The sequence below is a fragment of the Roseibium sp. Sym1 genome, assembly GCF_027359675.1.
GTDB lineage: Bacteria > Pseudomonadota > Alphaproteobacteria > Rhizobiales > Stappiaceae > Roseibium.
In genome coordinates this window covers 4,249,991-4,271,109 of record NZ_CP114786.1, presented here as the reverse complement: position 1 = coordinate 4,271,109, position 21,119 = coordinate 4,249,991, and the positions used below count along the sequence as shown (strand labels likewise).

20 protein-coding genes are annotated in these 21,119 nt (G+C 63.0%); 5 read left to right on the top strand and 15 right to left on the bottom strand.

The features are described from left to right. Positions 1 to 17: 17 nt before the first annotated feature. The 7 genes from xrtT to O6760_RS19375 form a co-directional block, all read right to left on the bottom strand. Entirely contained in the window at positions 18 to 1,481 is a 1,464-nt protein-coding gene (gene xrtT, locus O6760_RS19405) for an exosortase T (RefSeq protein ID WP_269581356.1), read from the bottom strand. Between the two features lie 116 nt (positions 1,482 to 1,597). Beyond that, entirely contained in the window at positions 1,598 to 2,020 is a 423-nt protein-coding gene (locus tag O6760_RS19400) for a RidA family protein (RefSeq protein ID WP_269581355.1), read from the bottom strand. 68 nt (positions 2,021 to 2,088) lie between these two features. Then, entirely contained in the window at positions 2,089 to 2,730 is a 642-nt protein-coding gene (locus tag O6760_RS19395; RefSeq protein WP_269581354.1) for a cysteine hydrolase, read from the bottom strand. Positions 2,731 to 2,900: 170 nt separating this feature from the next. Then, on the bottom strand, positions 2,901 to 3,584 hold the full coding sequence (locus O6760_RS19390; protein WP_269581353.1) for a GntR family transcriptional regulator: 684 nt from the start codon (positions 3,582 to 3,584) through the stop codon (positions 2,901 to 2,903). 190 nt (positions 3,585 to 3,774) lie between these two features. Next, complete coding sequence (locus tag O6760_RS19385; RefSeq protein ID WP_269581352.1) at positions 3,775 to 4,575, bottom strand: ABC transporter ATP-binding protein; 801 nt, start codon at positions 4,573 to 4,575, stop codon at positions 3,775 to 3,777. After that, a complete protein-coding gene (locus tag O6760_RS19380; protein WP_269581351.1) occupies positions 4,568 to 5,587 on the bottom strand; it encodes a FecCD family ABC transporter permease in 1,020 nt (339 codons plus the stop codon). Before O6760_RS19380 ends, O6760_RS19385 begins: the two co-directional genes overlap by 8 nt. Further along, on the bottom strand, positions 5,587 to 6,576 hold the full coding sequence (locus O6760_RS19375; protein ID WP_269581350.1) for a FecCD family ABC transporter permease: 990 nt from the start codon (positions 6,574 to 6,576) through the stop codon (positions 5,587 to 5,589). Before O6760_RS19375 ends, O6760_RS19380 begins: the two co-directional genes overlap by 1 nt. A 93-nt stretch (positions 6,577 to 6,669) precedes the next feature. Between O6760_RS19375 and O6760_RS19370 the strand changes: the two genes are divergently transcribed. After that, the gene (locus O6760_RS19370) at positions 6,670 to 7,578 is read left to right on the top strand and encodes an ABC transporter substrate-binding protein (protein ID WP_269581349.1); all 909 of its coding nucleotides are present in this window, start codon (positions 6,670 to 6,672) and stop codon (positions 7,576 to 7,578) included. A gap of 126 nt (positions 7,579 to 7,704) precedes the next feature. Here the strand turns inward: O6760_RS19370 and O6760_RS19365 are convergent, their stop codons facing one another. Together O6760_RS19365 and O6760_RS19360 are read right to left on the bottom strand one after the other, a co-directional pair. Beyond that, on the bottom strand, positions 7,705 to 8,706 hold the full coding sequence (locus O6760_RS19365; protein WP_269581348.1) for a hypothetical protein: 1,002 nt from the start codon (positions 8,704 to 8,706) through the stop codon (positions 7,705 to 7,707). A 743-nt stretch (positions 8,707 to 9,449) separates the two neighbouring features. Further along, positions 9,450 to 10,484 (bottom strand): EF-hand domain-containing protein, encoded by a 1,035-nt coding sequence (locus O6760_RS19360; RefSeq protein ID WP_269581347.1) that lies wholly within the window; start codon positions 10,482 to 10,484, stop codon positions 9,450 to 9,452. Positions 10,485 to 10,718: 234 nt separating this feature from the next. Between O6760_RS19360 and O6760_RS19355 the strand changes: the two genes are divergently transcribed. Both O6760_RS19355 and O6760_RS19350 read left to right on the top strand, forming a co-directional pair. Continuing rightward, a complete protein-coding gene (locus O6760_RS19355) occupies positions 10,719 to 11,447 on the top strand; it encodes a response regulator (protein ID WP_269581346.1) in 729 nt (242 codons plus the stop codon). After that, positions 11,444 to 12,892: an ATP-binding protein gene (locus O6760_RS19350; protein ID WP_269581345.1), complete on the top strand. Its 1,449-nt coding sequence runs from the start codon at positions 11,444 to 11,446 to the stop codon at positions 12,890 to 12,892. Before O6760_RS19355 ends, O6760_RS19350 begins: the two co-directional genes overlap by 4 nt. A gap of 35 nt (positions 12,893 to 12,927) precedes the next feature. On the opposite strand, the gene O6760_RS19345 is transcribed toward O6760_RS19350, so the two are convergent. The 4 genes from O6760_RS19345 to O6760_RS19330 are packed head-to-tail and all read right to left on the bottom strand — an operon-like array spanning position 12,928 to position 14,944. Continuing rightward, positions 12,928 to 13,350 carry a (R)-mandelonitrile lyase gene (locus tag O6760_RS19345; RefSeq protein ID WP_269581344.1) on the bottom strand — a complete coding sequence of 141 codons (423 nt, stop codon included), beginning with the start codon at positions 13,348 to 13,350 and terminating at the stop codon, positions 12,928 to 12,930. After that, complete coding sequence (locus O6760_RS19340; protein ID WP_269581343.1) at positions 13,347 to 14,267, bottom strand: DMT family transporter; 921 nt, start codon at positions 14,265 to 14,267, stop codon at positions 13,347 to 13,349. The genes O6760_RS19345 and O6760_RS19340 overlap by 4 nt, the downstream gene beginning before the upstream one ends. Positions 14,268 to 14,270: 3 nt before the next feature. Beyond that, positions 14,271 to 14,615 (bottom strand): antibiotic biosynthesis monooxygenase family protein, encoded by a 345-nt coding sequence (locus O6760_RS19335; protein ID WP_269581342.1) that lies wholly within the window; start codon positions 14,613 to 14,615, stop codon positions 14,271 to 14,273. After that, entirely contained in the window at positions 14,612 to 14,944 is a 333-nt protein-coding gene (locus tag O6760_RS19330) for an NIPSNAP family protein (RefSeq protein ID WP_269581341.1), read from the bottom strand. Before O6760_RS19330 ends, O6760_RS19335 begins: the two co-directional genes overlap by 4 nt. 79 nt (positions 14,945 to 15,023) lie before the next feature. On the opposite strand from O6760_RS19330, the gene O6760_RS19325 reads away from it, so the two are divergent. Next, positions 15,024 to 15,713 (top strand): ArsR/SmtB family transcription factor, encoded by a 690-nt coding sequence (locus O6760_RS19325; protein WP_269581340.1) that lies wholly within the window; start codon positions 15,024 to 15,026, stop codon positions 15,711 to 15,713. Positions 15,714 to 16,188: 475 nt separating this feature from the next. Continuing rightward, the gene (locus O6760_RS19320; RefSeq protein WP_269581339.1) at positions 16,189 to 16,830 is read left to right on the top strand and encodes a LysE family translocator; all 642 of its coding nucleotides are present in this window, start codon (positions 16,189 to 16,191) and stop codon (positions 16,828 to 16,830) included. A gap of 121 nt (positions 16,831 to 16,951) precedes the next feature. On the opposite strand, the gene O6760_RS19315 is transcribed toward O6760_RS19320, so the two are convergent. Beyond that, on the bottom strand, positions 16,952 to 17,095 hold the full coding sequence (locus tag O6760_RS19315; RefSeq protein WP_269581338.1) for a hypothetical protein: 144 nt from the start codon (positions 17,093 to 17,095) through the stop codon (positions 16,952 to 16,954). 221 nt (positions 17,096 to 17,316) lie between these two features. Then, positions 17,317 to 21,045 (bottom strand): methionine synthase, encoded by a 3,729-nt coding sequence (gene metH, locus O6760_RS19310; protein WP_269581337.1) that lies wholly within the window; start codon positions 21,043 to 21,045, stop codon positions 17,317 to 17,319. Between the last annotated feature and the right edge of the window lie 74 nt (positions 21,046 to 21,119).

The following is a 21,119-nucleotide window of genomic DNA, read 5'->3' as shown; positions in this document are numbered from 1 at the left end:
GGAGGAACTCCTTTTGCTCAGCTTTTCGGGGAGGTCAGGTCAAGTGCGGCACGCGTGGCAGCCTCGAGGGCGGCCTGACGGGTGTCATCCAGGGACCAGGGTGTGATGCGCTGGATGCTGGTCCAGGTGGTGCCCGGCCGTCCGAGCCACAGCCAGATGGCTTCGGCAATGTTGTGGGTCGTGGCTCCGGCGCCGGAGGTGAAGGTGACCGCGACACGCCAGTCGCCGCCGTCTTTCGAGCGCGCCCGGTAAAGGGCCGTCGGCACCGGATCGAAGCGGGTACCCAGAAACGTCACGTCGTATCCGAGCCCCCTCAGGCAATCGTCCGGCGCGTGCAGATGGCGCAGCGGCGACGTCGTCTGCACCACGGTGAGAGCGAGGGGCCCATAACGGCGTTTGCTGGCATGGCCGCCATACCTGCGGAAATAGAGTTGCTCGATCGGCAACAAGGCCACGTCGACGCCGGTCTCGCCCTCGAGAGTGAGCGGCAGCGGCCGGGGCGGCGTTGCCGCCGAGACGTCCAGCGCCTGGCGCGGCAAGGCGACGATGACGCAGGCAAGGCTCAGGAACACCAGTGCCGAAAGCGTGCGCACGCCGCGGCTCATTGGCGGCAGGATCGGCATTCTCGGAGCCCCTGCCCGGCCACCGGCGCCGGGCCGGTAGAGGAAGAACACCGGGGCCAGGGAAAGTGCCAGCGTCAGGTAGCCGATCACGTCATGCAGCGGCTGCGCCATGACATCCGCGCCAAGGACACCGCCGGGAAAGGCAATGCCGACGGCCAGCAGGGAAATCCTCAGTGCGTTGCCGAGAAGGCCGAGGACAAGCGCGATGCCGATCCAGAGCATCGCGGTCCGAAGACGCGGCCGGTGCAGTGCCGTCAAGATGACGACAAAGGCCATGGTCAGCATCAGGCCGGACGTGCCCGAACAGGGCAGGTCCACCAGGACGTCCCGGCCGGCAAGTTCGATCCGGATGCCGGAACACTCGAGATCGGTAAAGAACAGCCCGAGGGCACCACAGGAGAGTTTCGCGGACAGCTCCTGAAGGGGATAGCCGGCCACGCGCTGCAGGATGCGCTCCACCGGCAGCGTGAACAGGAACAGCACCGACAGCCAGAAAGGCGACACCGCCCGTTTTCGTTCACCCGTCCGCAGCAGCGTCGCCAGCGCGAATACATCGAGCGCGAGCGCGACGCCGCCGATCACGTTGATGGCCAGCACCTGGCTTGCCAGGCGGATCAGGGCGGAGGCCATCAACAGCAGCATCGCGGACTGCCGGTGACCCGACTCCCCGGTTCCGACCGGACTGCCGAGCGACCAGGCAAGAAGGCCCGCCAGCGCCAAAAGGTAGACCACGCCGGTCGAGGCATAGGACGGATCGGTCCAGGACCCGATCAGCCAGCGCAGCGGCTCAAAAGCGAGGATGAGGGAGGCCAGCACGAAGGCCGAGACTGTCGGGGAGATGTTTGCGGCACGGGTCATGGCAACCGTTGTGCCGGACCCGGTTGCAGGGGCTTGTCAGGCTATGTGCAGATTTTGCGCATTCGTTCCAGGTGGCCAAAGCCTCCCGGCTCCGGCCACCGGCTGGCCCCCAGGGTCTATTCGGAAGCGGACGGAGCGGCTTCCTTGTCCGGCAGAACCGCGATCCCGTCAATCTCGATCAGGGCGTCGGGGTGAAACAGCGCCGATACGCCCACCAGGGCGGACGCGGGCGGTGTATCGGTTTCAATCCATTTGTCGCGGATTGTCCGCAACAGCTCCAGGTCCTTCGGATCGTAGTCGCGGACATAGATGGTGACACGCGCGACATCGGACCAGTCGGCTCCGGACGCTTCAAGCGTCGCGGAAAAATTTGCCAGAACCTGGTTCGCCTGTGCGGCAAGGTCACCGGCCGCGATGCCATCGGGACCGACGGGCACCTGCCCAGAGACGAAAAGCAGATCGCCCTTCGAGACTCGCATGGCCTGGGACACGCCGGGAATGTTCACGTGGGGCGGATTGACGGGGGTAAGCCTGGACATGCTGGACTCCGCGAGACCGGGGACAGGGAAAAGAAGGACGGCAAGACAAATCAAACGGGACATCCGGGTCATTGCGCGGCCTCCAGCCGGTTTTCCAGCATGGGTACCAGGTTGGTATTCGTCACGGCCTGGCCGAAATGGGGCACCACGTGCGTGAGCACATGCCGCCTCTGCGGGGATGTGAAGGCCGCGGTCGCGTCTTCGGCGACATATGCCTCGTAACCGAGATCATGGGCCGCGCGCAGGGTGCTCTCGACACAGACATGCAGCGCAAACCCGGCAAGGATCACCGTGTCGATGCGGTTGTTGCGCAGCCAGATGTCGAGATTGGATCCGGCGAATGCTGAACTTCCCGCCCTGCCCTGCACAAGGAACTCGTTCTCCCGCGGTTCGAAACCGTCGGCGAAATCGCTTGCTGGGGACGACGCCGGAAAGGTTCTAAAGGTTCGTATGGCCTTGCGGAGCCCGAACCCGCCGCTGCCCAGTTCGGGATACCCCTCCTGGAAGCGCAGCCCCGCATGGGCAATGGCCAATCCATTTTCGCGCGCCGTTGCCAGAAGCGTGCGGGCGGCCGCGACCGCCGCATCGAACTGGCTGCGATCCTCAACGACCGCCTGCAACTTGCCGTCCGGCGCAAGCCATTCGCGCTGGAATTCGATCATGACAAGCGCGGTGCTTGTCGGGGTAAAGGGTCTGTCCGGGGGATACATGAAACACTTCTCCTTGCTGGTGCATATTGAACCTGCTTCATTTTGTAATACAAAAATAAGATATTCAACATTTTTGTATTACATTTTCTTCCGGACGCAAACCGGTCCTGCGGGGCCAATCGATGCGACCCGCATTCGCGTTTCAGATCAAGAGCTTGAGCGAAAGCCTGTCAGGCGTCGCGGATGAGGAACCCGCTGACCAGTTTGCCGGCACTCTTCAGATGCCGCGCGCAGGCCTCTGCCGCGCGGACCGGATCATGGGCGGCAACCGCCTCGACGATGTCCGCGATTTCGGCGCGGCCGGCCTCCGCTTCAACGGCGTTGCCGGCAATCAGCGCCGGCCAGAGCAGGCTCATTCGGCCCAGCAGCCTGTGGACCGTGGCCGTCATCTCGGCATTGTCCGCAAGGCGCAGGAACCAGTCGTAATACGCCCGTTTGGAGTCGATGATGGCAAGCCGGTCCCCCGCCGCCATCGCGTCGTCGATCGCCCTGGCAATCCGGCGCAATTCGGCAATATCACGGCCCGTGGCCCTTTCGGCTGCGACCGCGCCCATATGGCTTTCGAGCACGCCCCGCATTTCGTAGATATCTGCGACCTGTTTCGCATTCAGCCGTGGAATGGCCGGTCCACGGTTGGGAACGATTTCGACAAGCCCTTCGGCTTCCAGCTGGCGCAGCCCCTCGCGCAGCGCCGTCCTGGACGCGCCCGTCATCTCGCACAGACGCCGTTCAACCAGTTTTTCCCCCGGTTCGAAGGTCATGGCGAAGATGGCGCGCCGCAGCACGTCAACCACCTGATCGCGAACCGGACCGGAGGCCGGATCGATTTGAAAAGACGAAGGTGAAGGGCTCATGACGGATCCTTTTGCCGAAGCTTTGTATTACAAAAGCTCCGGAAAAAGCAAAAACTGAAACCAGGTGAACCGCGCCCTAGGACCTGTGGGGAGGAACGAATGTTCGGGCTTTCTCCCCGGATGAACCTCCGGACTGGGAACCGGAAATTCCGGGATTGAACCCGGTCGGGCAGCGATCCGCTCCGTATCGTCAGTCACCGTCCGCCCGGCGGCTCCAGGAAACGATCACCGGTCTGTCCATTCCGTCCACCGGCACCATCCTGCAGGAAACCCCGAAAACCCTGGAAACAATACCTTCCGTCAACACGTCGACGGTTTGCCCGCGCGCGGCAATCCGGCCCGCATCGAAAAGGACCACATGATCGGCATAGCGCATGGCCATGTTGAGATCATGAAGCACGATCACAAAACTTCGGCCCTCCTCCCGGCTCAGGCGCCGAACAAGATCAAGCAGCTCGAAGGCATGGGCAATATCAAGATGGTTGGTCGGCTCATCCAGGAAGATCCGGGGCGCGTCCTGCGCCAGGGTCATGGCAACCCAGGCCCGTTGCACCTGGCCGCCCGACAGCTGGGACAAGGCCCTGTCCCGGAAGGCAGCCATCTCCGTGACCGCCAGCGCCCTGGCGCATGCGTCCCGGTCCGCAGGTCCCGGCCCGGCAAATCGCCCGCGATGAGCAAACCGCCCCATCATCACCAGGTCGTCCACGGTCAGATCGGACGGCGCCTCGGGCGACTGGGACAGCATCGCGACCTGCTGCGCAAGGCCTTTTGCGGACCAGTCATCAAGATGCTTTCCGGCAATCCGGATTTCACCCGCGTCCGGCCTGTGCAGGCCGCGCATCACCTTGAGCGCCGTTGACTTGCCGCTTCCGTTCGGACCGCAGAAGGCCACGATGCTGCCATCCGGCAGATCGAGCGAAACATCGTCCAGCGCCGGCGCCCCATCATAGGCCGCGTGCACATTGGCAAGGCTTGCCATCGGTTCAGGCATGGGAACGGCGTCCTTTCAGGAGCAGGTACAAAAACAGAGGCGCGCCGACCAGCGCGGTCAGTGCTCCCGCGGGCAATTCCAGCGGTGGAGCAATGATCCGCGCCAAGGTGTCGGCGCCGAGCACGAGCAGGCTGCCGGTCAGGGCTGTTGCCAGGAGATACCCGGAGCGGAACTGGCCATGGAACACCCGTGCAATATGCGGCGCCATCAGGCCGACAAATCCGATGGCACCCACATGGGCCGCCGCAAGCGCGGTCAGGAACACGGCCCCGGACAGAAGAGCGAATTGGGCCCGCGACAGGGAAAGCCCGGTCAGGGTGGCACTTTGCGGATCGAGGGCAAGCTGGCGGAATGTCACCCGGTTCCAGACAAGAAACGGCACGACCAACACCAGCCCTGTCCCGAGCACAAGCACATCCTGCCAGTGAGCTGCGCCCACCGAACCCGTGAGCCAGGTCAAGGCCTGGCTGGCACGGTAAACCGGACCGACAATGATCAGGAGTGTCACTGCCGCCTTGGCAAGCGCGGCAAGTGCTATGCCATACAGAATGATCTTCAAGGGCCGGTTGCCGCCGCGATCGGCCAGTGCGAGAAAAGTGACAAGACCGCCGAACGCGGCCGCACCCAGGATCGCGGCAAGCGGCTGCCAGTGGACCGACACCTGGAGGATGTTGGCCTGGTCCGAAAAAAGCCACAGGAACAGCACCACCCCCACCGCAGCCCCGTCGGTAATGCCAAGAACGGAGGGCGACGCCATGGGGTTGCGCACGACCCGCTGCAAAAGCGCGCCGGCAATTGCAAGTGCTGCCCCGGCGACTATGGCCAGGGCAACCCGCGGCAGACGCAGTTTCCAGACGATCACCTCGTCCATGCGTGCACCCTGGCCGAGAAAGGCCGCAACGACCCGTTCCGGCGGCATGAAACTCGATCCGGTGCCGGTGGCTGCAATCGTCAGCACAAGCAGCAGAAGGCACGGCACCAGCAGTCTTTGAGCCGGAATCACGAATGGCATCAGGTGACCAGTCCCTTCCGGCGCCTCAGGATATGGATCAGCATCGGCACGCCGATCAGGGCCAGAACGGCACTCATCGGCGCTTCGCCCGGGGCCACGATGAGGCGGGCAAGAATATCCGCGGAGGTGGCCAGAACCGCCCCCGTCAACATGCTCAGAAAGACAAGATGCCGGATCGACGGCAGAACGGGGCCCGTCATCAGCCGTGCCAGATGGGGCGCGGCAAGTCCCAGAAACATCACCGGCCCCGCCATGGCGACAGCACCTGCAGCCAGGAGCGCGGCGAGCGCCAGGGCACCCAACCTGACCGCGGCCACGTTCAATCCGATGGATTGCGCACTCGTATCGTCAAGGCGCAGCACGTCCAGCGCACTGGCCAGAACAAGGCTGCCGCCAGCGCCAAGCACCAGCAGCGGGCCACCCAGTTGCAGCAATGTCAGCGGCCGGTCGGCAAAACTGCCCGAGAGCCAGAACAGCAACGTTTCCAGCGCGGTCTCATCGACCAGAAGCAGCGTTTGCGTGAAGGAAGCCAACAATGCGGCGACAGTGAAGCCTGCGAGCAATGTCGTCGCCGGATTCCCCGAACCGCCCGCCGACAGGGAGATGGCAAAGACCAGGCCCGTGGTCAGCAGCGCGCCGGCTACGGCCGCCGCCCCGATGCCCGCAAGGCTGCCCGTTCCAAAGACGGTCACTGCGAGCGTCACGGCAAGCGCCGCGCCGGCATTGACACCAAGCAGACCCGGCTCGGCAACCGGATTTCGGGTCACCGTTTGCATGAGCAGTCCCGAAAGCCCCAGGGCGGCTCCAACGGCAAGTCCGATCAAGGTTCGCGGTACGCGCAGGGTCCTGACAATCAGGGCATCCGCGCCCTCGCCGCCGGCAAGGGCAGACCAGACCGTCGCAGGGCTGTAGAAGCTCAGACCCGCATGCAGGCTGAACAGCGCGACCGCGATCAACAACAGGCACAGGCCGGCAATCAGCCGCGTCATCGTTCCTCTCTCTCGAATTGACAATCCGACGGCTTCGTCACATACACGGGTTTAATACTGGAGGCAAATACTCACCTTTTTGGAGTCATTCTAATGAAGACGTTCATTCGCACGCTGTTTGCAGCACCTGTTTGTGCCGCGCTGCTGGTATCCGCTTGCCTGGCGCGTGATGTGACGGACAGCATGGGCACCGTCACGGTTCCCGACGCGCCCAAACGCGTGGTCGTCCTGACCAACGAAGGCACGGAGGCGCTGCTTGCACTTGGTGTTGTTCCCGTCGGTGCGGCCAATTCCTGGAATGGCGATCCCTGGTGGGCCCATATCACCGACGCGATGGCAGGCGCGGAACCGGTCGGCAAGGAAAGCGCAGTCAATCTGGAAATGGTTGCCGCGCTTGAGCCCGATCTGATCCTGGCCAACAAGCAACGCCATGAGGAGATCCATCCGCAACTGACGGCGATCGCGCCAACCGTCATGTCGCAGGAATTGCGGGGCAACTGGAAGATCAATTTCCGTCTATACGCCGAAGCCCTTGGTCTTGAAGAAAAGGCCCGTGAAGCAATCGCCGACTATGACGCCGCCGTCGACAGCTTGCGCGGCGAACTGGGCGAAAACCTGCAGGAACAGGTCTCGGTCATCCGTTTCGTGCCGGGCCAGATCCGGATCTATCAGCTGGACAGCTTCTCCGGAGTTCTGCTCAAGGACATCGGCTTCAACCGTCCGGCCAACCAGAATGTCGAGGATTTCGCGATCCGCACGGGCAAGGAGAGCATTCCGGATATGGATGGAGACCGTATCTTTTTCTTCACCTATGACACCGGCGACGGCAAGGGAACCGCGCTGGAGGAAGACGTGCTCTCCGATCCTCTTTGGAACTCTCTTTCCGCCGTTCAGGCTGGCAACGTGCACCAGGTCAGCGACGCGATCTGGAACACGGCCGGCGGCATTCTCGCAGCCAGGCTGATGCTCAAGGATATCGCCGACATCTACGGCGTGGAGTGACCCCCGGCCGCCCCGGTCCTTCCTTCGCCAATCGGCGGCGAGACCGTCGGAGACCCGGCCCAGGGTCCGGAAGAGTGCATCGGCACTGTTCCGGGCCTGACTGCTGCTCGACGCGGAGCCTGGAACCTAGTCCAGCTTGTCCATCAGCGGGTGCAGGGAGGTATGAATGTTCGGGCTTTCTTCCCGGATGAACCGCAGAAGCGCCTTTTCGTTTTCGTGCAGCAACCCGTCGCGGCCGATGCGCTCGACCAGCCAGATTGCTTCCTCCTCGGTGAGGACTTCATTCACCGCGATGTCCGCGGACATGGACGTACCGCGCTCCGCGAAGGGATCGGCCCCGTCGCCATAGGCATCGCGAACACCGCCGACGCCGCCGCCGAACATCTTCTTGAAGAACCCGCCGAGGCCGCCGTCGAAGCCGCCGGGCTGGTCGAGCCAGTCCTCCCGCGCCAGCGCCACGTCGCGTGACGGCGGCGTGTAGCCGGACATGGCCATGAGATAGTTGGCCACCCCCTTGGCGAAGAGCTCCGACCAGGCCGGGGCATTGGTCGCCTGCACCGTGGCGTCGTTGAGGTCGAACAGGATTTCCGCCTCGACCCTGGACACGGCGAAACCGTTGCTGCCTGCGCCCGCATAGAGCACACGGCGCAGCATTTCCACTTCGCCATCTGAAATCACCCCGGGTTGGAGCTGGGCGCCGGACCGCGTCGCGCCGGTGCCCGATATGACGCTGTCGGCGACGGCCCGCAACGCGAACTGCCTCAGGCAATCCGGCGCTTTACGGGCCTTTTCCAACACGTGCAGAACGGCATCGAGTTCCGTCCGCGTGCAGATCTTGCCATCGGCGTTGATCTGATCGATCAGCCAGGTGGCATGGTCCTCCGAAATATAGCCCTCCGGCTGCGACTGGTGGACCAGAATGTCGGCAATCGCCTCGGGAAAGAGTTCGTACCAGTTGTCCGCAAAGGTCGGGCCGGCGTTGATCAGCCTGAACAGCGCCGATCCCTCTTCCAGCGAAACCACCATGTCGCCATAGATATAGCGGCGCAACACGATGACATCGTCCTCGCCGACATGCCCGTCGGCTATCTTCTTTTCGACAAAATCGTGCAGTGTCGGCTTGGCCATGGCATCCCCTTCCGTTCATCGTCGCTATACTTGCCGAAATTTCTTGAAATTCCCGTAACGGATGAGTGCCCACAGTCAAAACGCTGCCTTGCGCTGAACCCCGTTGGTGTTTGTAGCCCGCAATCCCCCTCCAACTTCATTTTGGGAAGGGCCTTCTGGTCCGTCTCGAAGGATGGCCAAGAATTCAGAGCAGGTGACCAAACCTCGATACAGCGCTGATGCGCTTCTTTAGAAAGAGGAATGTGTCTGTGGCAGCTCATGGTCGAATTACAGATTGGCTTGCAGCAATTTACCAGGACGAATAGGTTCTGCACCACACTGTGAACTGAAGGGGTAAAGTGTGTTTCTATTGTTTTTGCTGTTTTTGATCGTCATTGCATTGACGATAATCGGAAACCAAAAAAAGTCGCAAGATCAAGGAATGATAAATAATCTTTACTCCCTCCAGTTCCTCAAAATATTTATGATCTGCCTCCTGATAATATCAGTTTTATTCTTTTCTGCGTTGCTTTACGCTTATCTGAATACCGACGACGAAGGCAAAGAAGCGATTGTTGAGCTTCTTACCCAGATGACCAACCCACAAGAAACCATGAACGAAATCTGGTCCCAGCAGGAAAACTAAGCAAAAAAGAAAGGGAGCCGCGGGGACGGCTCCCTTCCGGTTTCCCCGCAACAGAGGATCGAGGGACGCGGGGAAAAGGCTCGGGACGGCAGGGATGTCCGGATACCTTGTTGTGACCTTAGCCGCGGTCGTGGTGGCGCCAGCCCTTGCCGTGGCCCTTGCCCTTGCCTTTCTTGCCGCCCTGGAAGTCGGCCTTGGTGATGACACCGTCCCTGTTGCGGTCGGTGCGCTCCATCAGCTCGTCCAGGCGCTTGTCATGCTCATCGGCAGTGATGCCAAGGCTGCCGTCTGCATCGGCGCGCTGGAACCTGTCGACAATGCGGCTCTCGTTGACCGCCAGCCACAGCGGGCCGAAGTCTTCCAGCGTGAACGAGCCGCTGCCGTCGGTATCGGCCAGCGCGAACAGTTCGGCGCGCCTTGCGTCGAAGTCCTCGCGGCTCACCTTGCCGTCACCATCCGTGTCGAACATGGCGAGGAACATGTGGCCCGGGCCGCCGCGTCCCGTGTGGGGACCACGGGGACCGTGATGTCCGCCGCGCTCCCCGCGTTCGCCGCGCTCGCCGCGCCCGGCCTGCTGTCCGCGCGGGCCACGGACGTCATCGTCGTCGCCGGCCTGCGGGCCGCGCGGACCGCGGACCCGTTCGACCGTGCCGTTGCCGTCGCGATCGAGCATGTTGAACATGCGGTTTGCCGCCGTGTCGGCTTCTTCCCGGGTCACCGTGCCGTCGCCGTCACTGTCCAGGAACTGGAAGGCCCGGACCATGCGGTCGTTCGAGCGCTCCATGAAAGCGGCCTTGAATTCCTCCAGGCTGACCTCGCCATTGCCATCGGCATCCGCCGACGCGAAGTTCTGCGCCCGGACCTCTGCGATTTCGGCCTCGGTGATGACGCCGTCTTCATTGACGTCGAAACGCTCGAACAGCCGTTCCGCGCGGTGTTCGCCGCCACGGCGACCACCATGTCCGCGGCCCCAGCCGCGTTCGCCGCGCTCACCCATATGCGCAAAACGCTGACCGAAGGTCTGCTCAACCTGTTTGCCCCCGTCCCCGTTTGCAGCCGGGTCCTGGGCGGACGCGGACAGGCCGGCAGTCAGCGCGGTACCCGCGACGCTCGCGGCCAGGGCGGCAATTGCAATCTTCTTGAACGGTTTCATTCCAACAACTCCTTGGTTCGTTGATGAACTCAAGGTAGGTGGCAATTGTCGCAGGAATACCCGTGACGAGAGCCGGAAGTGTCGCCAAGTGTCGCCTTGGGGCCACTCGACACACTTTGTTACAAGTTCGGCTCGCGCCTTTGCGTCCGGACGACTATTTTGACAGTAGAAACAGAATGATCAGCCGCGTGCCTGACTCAAGATGTCAGCATATGCGCACGAGTGGAGACACAATTGAGCGATCCGAGCCCACATATTCTCGTCGTGGACGACCACCGCGACATCCGCGAGACCCTGGCTCGTTACCTGGTCAAGAACGGCCTGCGCGCGACCTCGGCGGAAAACGCGGCCCATGCGCGCAAGATCCTGAAGGCGGCCTCGGTCGACCTCGTCGTGCTCGATATCATGATGCCGGGCGAGGACGGGTTGTCCCTGTGCCGCCACCTGGTGGAGACCGGATCCATGCCGGTGATCCTGCTGACCGCCATGGCCGACGACACCGACCGGGTGATCGGCCTGGAAATCGGAGCGGACGACTATGTCACCAAGCCGTTCAATCCGCGCGAGTTGCTCGCCAGGATACGGGCCGTGCTCAGGCGGACATCGCTGGTGCCCAAGGAGCGTGATCCGATCGAAGGCGACCGGCTCCACTTCGACGGCTGGTCCCTGAATGTCGCGCGCCGGGAACTGCTTGATCCTGAGGGCACGTCCGTCGCGCTGTCCAGCGGCGAGTTCCAGTTGCTGTGCGCGTTTCTGAAACGGCCGAAAATGGTTCTCAACCGCGACCAGCTTCTCGATCTGACAACCGGACGCACGCCCGCCGTCTTCGACCGGTCGATCGATAACCAGGTGTCGCGCCTGCGCCGCAAGATCGAGGTGGATCCCAAGGATCCCAGGATGATCAAGACGGTCTGGGGCGGCGGCTACATGTTCACGGCCGACGTGAAAGACACCGCCGAATGACCCTGTCTACTCGTCTCCGCAAGATTGCCGCGGCGCTCTGGCCGGGCACGCTGGCCTCGCAGCTGATCGTTCTTCTGCTGGTGGCCATCGTGGTCGCCCAGGCGCTCAGCCTGTGGATCTTTCACGACGAGCGCCGCATCGCGCTGGTGGCCGCGGCCCGCGACAATCTGCTGTCGCGCGCCGTCGCCCTGGCTGGCCTCATGGAGGACACGCCCCCCGATCTGCAGGAACGCATTCTTGTTGCCAGCAGCAGCCGGTTCGCCGTGTTCTGGCTGGGCGACACGCCGCTGGCGCCGACCCCGGGCTCCTCGCGCATCGAACACCGCCTTCAGGGCTACATGGCAAAGGACCTGAAACCCGGCCAGGCGGTGCATCTCAATATTCTGGCGGACGAGAAACGCGGCCCGCCCCGCCGGAAGGACGATGACGACGACAAGCGCAGCTGGCGCGACGTGCCCAGGCCCGAACGCCCGAAGAACCTGCACAGGATCATGAACAAGCCGGAAGACCTGTCGATCTCCATCAGCATGAATGACGGGCGCTGGCTGAATGTCGCCACCAGCTACCGGCCACCGGCCGGCGCCTTCCTGCCGCTGCTCGTGCAGCTGGCGCTGACCGCGCTTCTGGTCGTGCTGATCGTCGGCCTGGCTCTGCGGCGGGTCACGCGACCGCTCAAGGACCTTTCGGTCCGTGCCGAAAAATTCGGCCGCGGCGAGGAACAGGAACCGTTGACGCCCAGCGGCCCGCGCGAAGTCAGGGCCCTGACCACCGCTTTCAACGACATGCAGGACCGGTTGACCCGTTTCGTAAAGGACCGGACCCGGATGCTGGCGGCGATCAGCCACGACCTCAGGACGCCGATCACTTCGCTGCGTCTCAGGGCGGAATTCATCGATGACGACGAGAACCGTGAAAAGGTGATCGAGACCCTCGACGAGATGGCCGCGATGACCGAGGCGGCGTTGCGCTTTGCCAAGGACGAGGCCCAGGCGGAAAAGGCCGAAAATGCTGATCTCGGCGCCATCCTTGAAGCGCTTGCGGGCGACCAGCAGGATCTCGGCCATGAATGCACGGTGGTCGAAAGCAGCGAGCGGATCGTGCTGCCTTGCCGCCCGATGGCGCTCAGGCGGGCGCTGCGCAACCTGATCGAGAACGGTATCCGCTACGGTGAAGCCGTCACGGTTTCCGCTGAGATCGAGGACCACGAGGCCGTTATCCGCGTCCGCGACAAGGGGCCGGGCATTCCTGCAGACCGGCTGAAGGATGTTTTCGAACCGTTTGTCAGGCTTGAGGAATCGCGCAGCGAGGAAACCGGCGGGATCGGCCTCGGCCTCGCCATCACGCGCTCCATCATCCACGCCCATGGTGGCCGCATCAGCCTGACAAACCGTCCCGAGGGCGGTCTGGAGGCGGTCGTGCGCCTGCCGCTTGGTGCCGGCAGATAGGCTGTCTCTTTCGCACCAACCCGTTCCCCTGCCCGTTACCGCCTGGCCTCGATGTTTCCGGCATAGGTCGTATCGTCGACGGCCTCCATCCACTCGGCGACGGAGCCATCCAGTTCCTCCTGGATGGCAAGATGGACGAGGGATGTGTTCGGACCGGCACCGTGCCAATGCTTGACCCCGGGCGGGATCCAGATGACGTCGCCCGGCAGGATCGACAGTTTCTCCTGGCCCCACAGGTGCACGAAGCCGGCACCGTCCAGAACCTGCAGCGTCTGGCCGAGCGGATGGCTGTGCCAGTGGGTCCGGGCTTTCGGCTCGAAGGTCACCCGCAGAACCCGGACCCGCGCCGGGGCCGGCGCCTCGATCACCGGGTCCTGCCAGACCGTGCCGGTGAAATAGTCCGGGTTGGCACGCCGCGTCGGCCGCGAGCCCGCTTCATAGACGGTCAAGACACTCATGACACCTCCTTGCCCATGGATGGGGTGACCTGCAAGTTTCGCTTCACAGGCCAGTTGATCAGAACCACCCCGAAAATTGCAAGGCAGATTCCGGCAAAGGTCTCCAGATCGAGACTTTCCGACAGGAACACGACGCCGAGAAACACGCCGATTCCGGAACGCAGATAGGCCTGGCTGGCGGTTCCCATGGCTCCGAGTGTCGACAGCAGCCGAAAGTAAATCAGGAAGGCCAGCGCGGTACAGGCCACGCTCAGCATGAGCACCGACAGAATGCCCGTCAGGTCCGGTGCGAGGTCCCATGGCCGGTCCGTGACAAGGCTCAGCGGCACAAGCACCAGCGATGCACACATGAGCGTGCCGGTCGCCGTTACCAGCGGCGGATAGGCCGTAAAGAGCGGACCGCGCAGGGCTGCGATACCATAAAGCGCGGCGCCGAGCAGCACCACGAGCTGGGGAACCAGGTTCCGGCCGATGTCCTCCAGCGCACCGACGCCGACAATCAGGACGATGCCGCCAAAGCCCAGCAGCGCCCCGGCCAGTTGCCGCGTACCCGGGCGCTGGCCGCTTTGCAAAAGCAGGAAGGAAAAGGCGAACACCCACAGCGGCGAGGTTGAATTGAGCACGCTGGAAACCGCCGTTCCGGCATATTGCTGCCCCCAGGCAAGCATCAACCAAGGTCCGGTGCTGTTGACGAGCGACTGGACGAAGAACAGCCGCCAGCTGCGGCTGTCGCCCGGCAGGCGCAGTCCGCGCGCCGCCAGGATGGCAAGAAGGACAAGGGACGCAAGTCCGACACGCAGGGCAATCAGCGTTGCCGGCGGAAAGGACGGCAGCGCGAGGCTGATCCACATGTAGGAAGAGCCCCACAGCAGAGCAAGGACGCCCAGCAGCGCTAGCTCAAGGGACCTGTTGGGCATGGACTAGCCGTGGAGTTCGCGGCTGTCGGCGGGCGCCTCGTCACGCTCGTCCATGCCGTAGTCCCTCAGGACATGGGCGACGCGGAGACGATAATCCTTGAAGTAGCTGCTTCGGCCCGCTTTCTGGGCCTTGCGGTGCTGAGTCAGCTCGCGCCATTCTTTCAGGGCCGCCTCGTCCCGGAAGAACGAAACGGACAGGAGCTTTTCCGGATTGGTCAGGCTCTGGAACCGCTCCACGGACAGGAAGCCGTCGATCTGCTCCACCAGCGGGCGCATCTCGGCGGCCATGTCGAGATAGGCCTGTTTCTTGTCCGCATGAGGAATCACTTCGAAAATCACGGCGATCATTTATGGGTCTCTCCCTCTCCATGCGGCGCGGAGGCCAGTTTCAGGAAGGTGCGGTCTTCCCGCAAGATGAATTTTTCTCTCATGGCGAAGTCGTAATTCTCCCGGCCCAGCGGATCAGCCGCCAACCGCGCGCGGTAGGCTTCGTAGGCAGCAAGGCTTTCGATCGAATAGACACCGTAGGCCAGGGTGGTCGAGCCTTCATGGGGCGCATAGTAACCGACCAGGTCGGCACCGCAGCGCGGGATCGCCTGCCCCCAGTTGCGGGCATATTGCTCGAAGGCGGCCCGTTTGGCCGGGTCGATGTGATAGCGGATGAAACAGGTGATCATGGCCGTGTCCTTTGGTCTGGCGTTGCGGGCAGCTCTATGCCATGCTCCGCGACGACAATGCTTCGATGGAGATCGAACCATGAAAGAAGGACCGGACATTGCCCGTATCGGCGCGCTGATGGGCGACCCTGCCCGCGCCAACATCCTGAGCGCGCTATTGAGCGGCAAGGCACTGACGGCGACAGAGCTGGCCGCGGAAGCCGGCATCACGGGCCAGACGGCCAGCTCGCACCTCAAAAAACTGATGGAGGGCGGCCTGCTGACCCAGGCCAAACAAGGCCGCCACCGCTATTTCACCCTCGCCGGGCCGGAAGTCGGCGCCGTGCTGGAGGCGGTCATGGGGCTGGCTGCCCGCAGGGGCCATCTGCGCACCCGCACCGGTCCGAAGGACCCGGCCATGCGCGCCGCCCGCGTCTGCTACGACCATCTGGCCGGCGACATGGCGGTCCGGATCTTCGACAGCCTGCAGTCGAGAGGATTTCTGGCCATCTCCGGTAACAAGGGCGGCTTCGGCCTGACGGAGGCAGGCGCCGGCTTCGTCCGGGAGATCGGTATCGATCTCGACGCCCTCACCACAAGCCGCCGGCCGCTCTGCCGGATATGTCTCGACTGGAGCGAGCGCCGCAACCATCTGGCCGGCAGTCTCGGCGCCGCGCTCCTGACCCGTTTCCTGGACCAGGGTTGGCTGCGCCGGGAAAACGCCAGCCGGATCGTGCATATCTCTCCAAAGGGCCAGACGGAACTGAAGGTGCTGTTTCCGGTGGTATAATCATCGCCTTTCCCACCCGCCGACCTCATCCTGAGGAGCCGCGACAGCGGCGTCTCGAAGGACGGGCCACACGCTCCGGAGCAAGCTGCCGCACCTTCGAGACGGACCTTGCGGACCTCCTCAGGGCCTGGCCCGAAAGTGATGGCCGGGGCGAATGCTTCACTCACATTTGTCATTCCCGCGAAAGCGGGAAACCGGGACTCCGTGAGGTTAGATCCAAATTTATAGAGCGGATTCATGAGGTTACCGGGTGCCCGCTTTCGCGGGGATGACACCCGAGAGGGGGCGGGTTTGTGCCAGGAACGATGAAAACTACGTCCTAGGGTCAGACACTCAGGATGAGGTCTGTGGTGGTGGCTGGTCAGGCGAATGACGAACAGAAAGGCCTGCCCACCACCACACTTCGACCCGGACCGAAGCATCCAGTCCCACCATCGGCCTATCCTGCGCGAACACCTCACGAAGGGAGCTCCCGTTGGACCAGATAACCCCATACATTCCGGGCATATTGCTCGCCTATTCCGCGTTTCTGCTGGGAATTGCCAGCCCCGGACCGAACATTCTCGCAGTTCTCGGCACGTCCATGAGCGCGGGACGCGGGCCCGGTGTGGCGCTTGCCCTTGGCGTGGCCACGGGGTCGTTTACCTGGGCTGTTCTCACGGTACTGGGTCTTTCCACCCTCCTGGCGGTCTACGCCTCGGCGCTGACGGTCATCAAGAGCGCGGGTGGTCTCTACCTGCTCTGGCTCGCCGTGAAATCCTTGAAATCCGCTGCTTCGCGCCATGACATCGAGGCCAGGGAACTTTCGGGAGGCAAACGCTCTCCCGCAGGATATCTTGTCCGCGGATACGTTATCCAGATGACCAATCCCAAGGCCGCGCTCGCCTGGATCGCGATCATTTCGCTGGGCCTGAAGGAAGGCGCGCCGTTCTGGGTCGGTGCGGTGATCGTCCTGGGCACGTTCCTTCTTTCCATCCTGATCCACATCCTCTACGCGGTTGCCTTCTCCACGCCGGTCATGGTCCGGGTCTACGGCAGGGCCCGCCGCTTCATCCAGATGCTGCTTGGCGGGTTCTTCGCCTTTGCAGGATTGAAGCTCCTCTTCAGCCGGACGTGAGGGCCGAAGAACAAAAAACCCGGCTGAAGCCGGGCTTTGTCAGGATGGGTGGACGTCCGGGGCAATGAAACGTCCTTTGTCATGTTTTTGTTGTTGGGGCCCGATGGGGTTCCGGCCCGGATCAGGAAGCCCTGAAGGTTTCCTGGATCCTTGGAAGCGCTTCGCGCCAGGAGCGATAGAGCCGTGACGGCAGCCAGGGAAGGCGGTCACGGTTGTAGTCCTGGCGATGCTGGACCAGCAGAATTCTGGCGATTTGCACATTCATATTATTGTTCTCCTTTCGGTGAGCGCAGAACCTTTCACGTTCACCTGATGATTGTATTGTAGTGCACTCCGTGCGCATTACAAGAGCGCACAATGTGCATATTCTCAAAAAAATGTGTTATTTTCCTTACGTCATACAATTCGAGCACAAAAACAAACGGCCTCCCGCGGCAGATCCGCGGGAGGCCGGTTTCTTGCAAGCAGTCCGAACTGCGGTTCTGATTATTCCGCCGCTTCCATGCGGGCCGGATCGTAGTTCAGGATCGGCGCAAGCCAGCGTTCCGCGTAGGCCAGGTCCCAGCCCTTGCGCGCGGCATAGTCTTCCACCTGGTCCCGTTCGATCTTGCCGACACCGAAATAGTGACTGTCGGCATGACCGAAATAGAGCCCCGAAACGGAGGAACCCGGCAGCATCGCCCGGCTTTCCGTCAGCTGGATGCCGGTCAGCCGTTCGGCGTCGAGCAGCTTGAACAGCGTATCCTTCTCCGTGTGATCCGGCTGCGCGGGATATCCGGCGGCCGGCCGGATGCCCTGGTACTTCTCGGCGATGATGTCCTCGATCGAGAGGTTCTCGTCGGCCGCATAGCCCCACAGGTCCGTCCGCACGATCTGGTGCAGCTTCTCGGCAAAGGCTTCCGCCAGCCGGTCGGCGAGCGCCTGGGAGAGGATCTTGTTGTAGTCGTCCCCTTCCCTTGCATAGCGAGCGGCAAGCTCGTCCTCGCCATGCCCCGCGGTCACGGCGAAGCCGCCGATCCAGTCGCTGATGCCGCTGTCCTTCTGTGCGACGAAATCGCTGAGGGCCACATTGGCGCGTCCGCCGGCCGTCCGCGCCATCTGCTGGCGCAGCGTATGGAAGGTTGCCAGTGTCTCGGAACGGCCTTCGTCGGCAAAGACACGGACGTCGTCACCGACGGCGTTGGCCGGCCACAGCGCTGCGATGCCGCGCGCGGTCAGGAGCTTCTTCTCGACAATCTCGTCGAGCATGCGCCGGGCGTCGTCAAACAGCGCCTTGGCCGCCGGGCCGTAGCGGTTGTCGGTCAGGACTGCCGGGTAGCGTCCCTTGATCTCCCAGGTCGCAAAGAACGGCGTCCAGTCGATCATGGGCACCAGCTCATCCAGCGGGAAGCCGTCGAACACCGTTGCGCCCGGCTTTTTCGGCGCGACCGGGGGCTTGCCGGCGAAGTCGGCCGCAAAGGCATTTTCCCGGGCCGCCGCCAGCGAGGTCCGCTGTTGGCCGCCCCGGCTGGCCGCATGCTTTTCGGCAATGTCGGCATATTCGGCGCGCACGTCCGCGTAGTAGGGCTCGCGTCCACCTTCGCTCATCAGCTTCGAAGCAACGCCAACCGCGCGGCCCGCGTCGGTCACGTAGATCGCCTGGCCCTTTGCGTAGTTCGGGTGGATCTTGACCGCCGTGTGGATCTTGGAGGTGGTCGCCCCGCCGATCAGCAACGGCACGTCGAGACCTTCGCGCTCCAGTTCGGCGGCGACATGGCACATCTCGTCAAGCGACGGCGTGATCAGGCCGGAAAGACCGACCATGTCGACCTTCTCCCGCTTCGCGGTTTCCAGGATCTTCGCAGCCGGAACCATGACCCCGAGATCGATGACCTCGAAGTTGTTGCACTGAAGCACGACGCCGACGATGTTCTTGCCGATGTCATGGACATCGCCCTTCACCGTTGCCATCAGGATCTTGCCGGCGGAAGACTGGCCTGTCTGGCCCAGTTCTTCCTTTTCCTTTTCCATGAACGGCATCAGGTAGGCGACCGCCTTTTTCATGACACGGGCGGATTTCACCACCTGCGGCAGGAACATCTGGCCGGAGCCGAACAGGTCGCCGACGACATTCATGCCGTCCATCAGCGGTCCCTCGATCACGTGAAGCGGCCGGTCGAAGGCCTGGCGCGCCTCTTCGGTGTCCTCGACCACATAGTCATCAATGCCATGAACAAGCGCATGTTCCAGGCGTTTGGCGACACCCCAGGTGCGCCAGGTGAGATCGGCTTCCCTCTTCTTGCCGCCCTCGCCTTTCCAGCGCTCCGCGGCATCCAGCATGCGGTCGGTGGCATCGTCGCGCCGGTTCAGGACGACGTCCTCGCACAGCTCGCGCAATTCCGCGTCGAGATCGTTATAGACCGCCAGCTGGCCGGCATTGACGATGCCCATGTCCATGCCGCGCTGGATGGCATGATAGAGGAACACCGAATGCATCGCCTCGCGTACGGCTTCGTTGCCCCGGAAGGAGAAGCTGAGGTTCGAGACGCCGCCCGACACATGGGCATGGGGCAGGTTCTCGCGGATCCAGCCGGTCGCCTCGATGAAGTCGTTGCCGTAGTTGTTGTGCTCCTCGATGCCGGTCGCGACCGCGAAGATGTTCGGATCGAAGATGATGTCCTCCGGCGGGAAGCCGACCTTTTCGGTGAGCACCTTGTAGGAGCGCGCGCAGATCTCGGTCTTGCGCTCGAACGTGTCGGCCTGGCCCTGCTCGTCAAAGGCCATCACGACGACGGCGGCGCCGTAGCGGCGGACCAGCTTGGCCTGCGCAATGAACGCCTCCTCGCCTTCCTTCATGGAGATGGAATTGACGACGCCCTTGCCCTGGACGCATTTGAGGCCGGCCTCGATGACGGTCCATTTGGAACTGTCGATCATGATCGGCACCTTGGCGATGTCCGGTTCCGCGGCCACCAGGTTCAGGAAGGTAACCATCGCCTCTTCGGAATCAAGCAGGCCCTCATCCATGTTGATGTCGATGATCTGGGCACCGTTTTCCACCTGCTGGCGGGCGACGTCGAGCGCGGTGGCGTAGTCGCCTTCCTTGATCAGCTTGCGGAACCGGGCAGAGCCGGTGACGTTGGTGCGCTCGCCGACATTGACGAAGTTGGTTTCCCTGGTGACCACGAAAGGCTCAAGGCCCGACAGGCGCATGTGCCGGTCGATTTCCGGAATGACGCGCGGTGTCTTGTCGGCCACGGCTCCGGCGATCGCCCGGATATGGGCGGGCGTCGAGCCGCAGCAGCCGCCGACGAAATTGACCAGGCCGGCTTCGGCGAATTCCCCGACAAGGGCCGCCATCTGCTCCGGGCTCTCGTCATATTCGCCGAACTCGTTGGGCAGGCCCGCGTTCGGGTAGGCGCAGACAAACGTGTCGGCAACCCGGCCGAGTTCGTCGATATGGGCGCGCATTTCCTTGGCGCCGAGCGCACAGTTGAGGCCGATGGTCAGCGGGTTGGTGTGGCGGACCGAATTCCAGAAGGCTTCCGGCGTCTGGCCGGACAGCGTGCGTCCCGACAGATCCGTGATCGTCCCGGAAATCATCACAGGCAGGATCTTGCCGGTTTCCTCGAACACTTCGTCGATGGCGAACAGCGCCGCCTTGGCATTCAGCGTGTCGAAGATGGTTTCGACCAGCAGGATATCGGCACCACCGGCGATGAGGCCGCGTGCCGCTTCGGCATAGGCAATGCGCAGATCGTCAAAGGAAACAGCGCGATAGCCCGGGTTGTTCACGTCCGGTGAGATCGACGCCGTCCGGTTGGTCGGGCCGAGCGCACCGGCAACAAAACGCGGCCGCGACGGATCCTGCGCGGTCACGTGGTCGGCAGCCTCACGGGCAAGCCGCGCGCTTTCGACATTGAGCTCGTAGGCCAGTTCCTCCATGCCGTAATCGGCCTGGGCGATGGTCGTCGAGGAGAAGGTGTTGGTCTCGATGATATCGGCGCCGGCCTCCAGATAGTCGATGTGGATCTGGCGGAGCGCATCGGGCTGCGTCAGGCAGAGAAGGTCGTTGTTGCCCTTGACGTCGCTCGGCCAGTCCTTGAAGCGCTCGCCCCGATAGGCGGCCTCATCCAGCTTGAGCAATTGGATTTCCGTCCCCATCGCTCCGTCAAGTACGAGAATTCGGGTCTTGGCGAGGTCACGAAGGCGCTCGAAGGCGTCGGACTTGATCACGGGTGTTTCCTTCCGGAATGTCTTGTCGGGTTGGACCGGCTTGTGCCGGTGCGAATTGAATAAGCTTGAAGGAC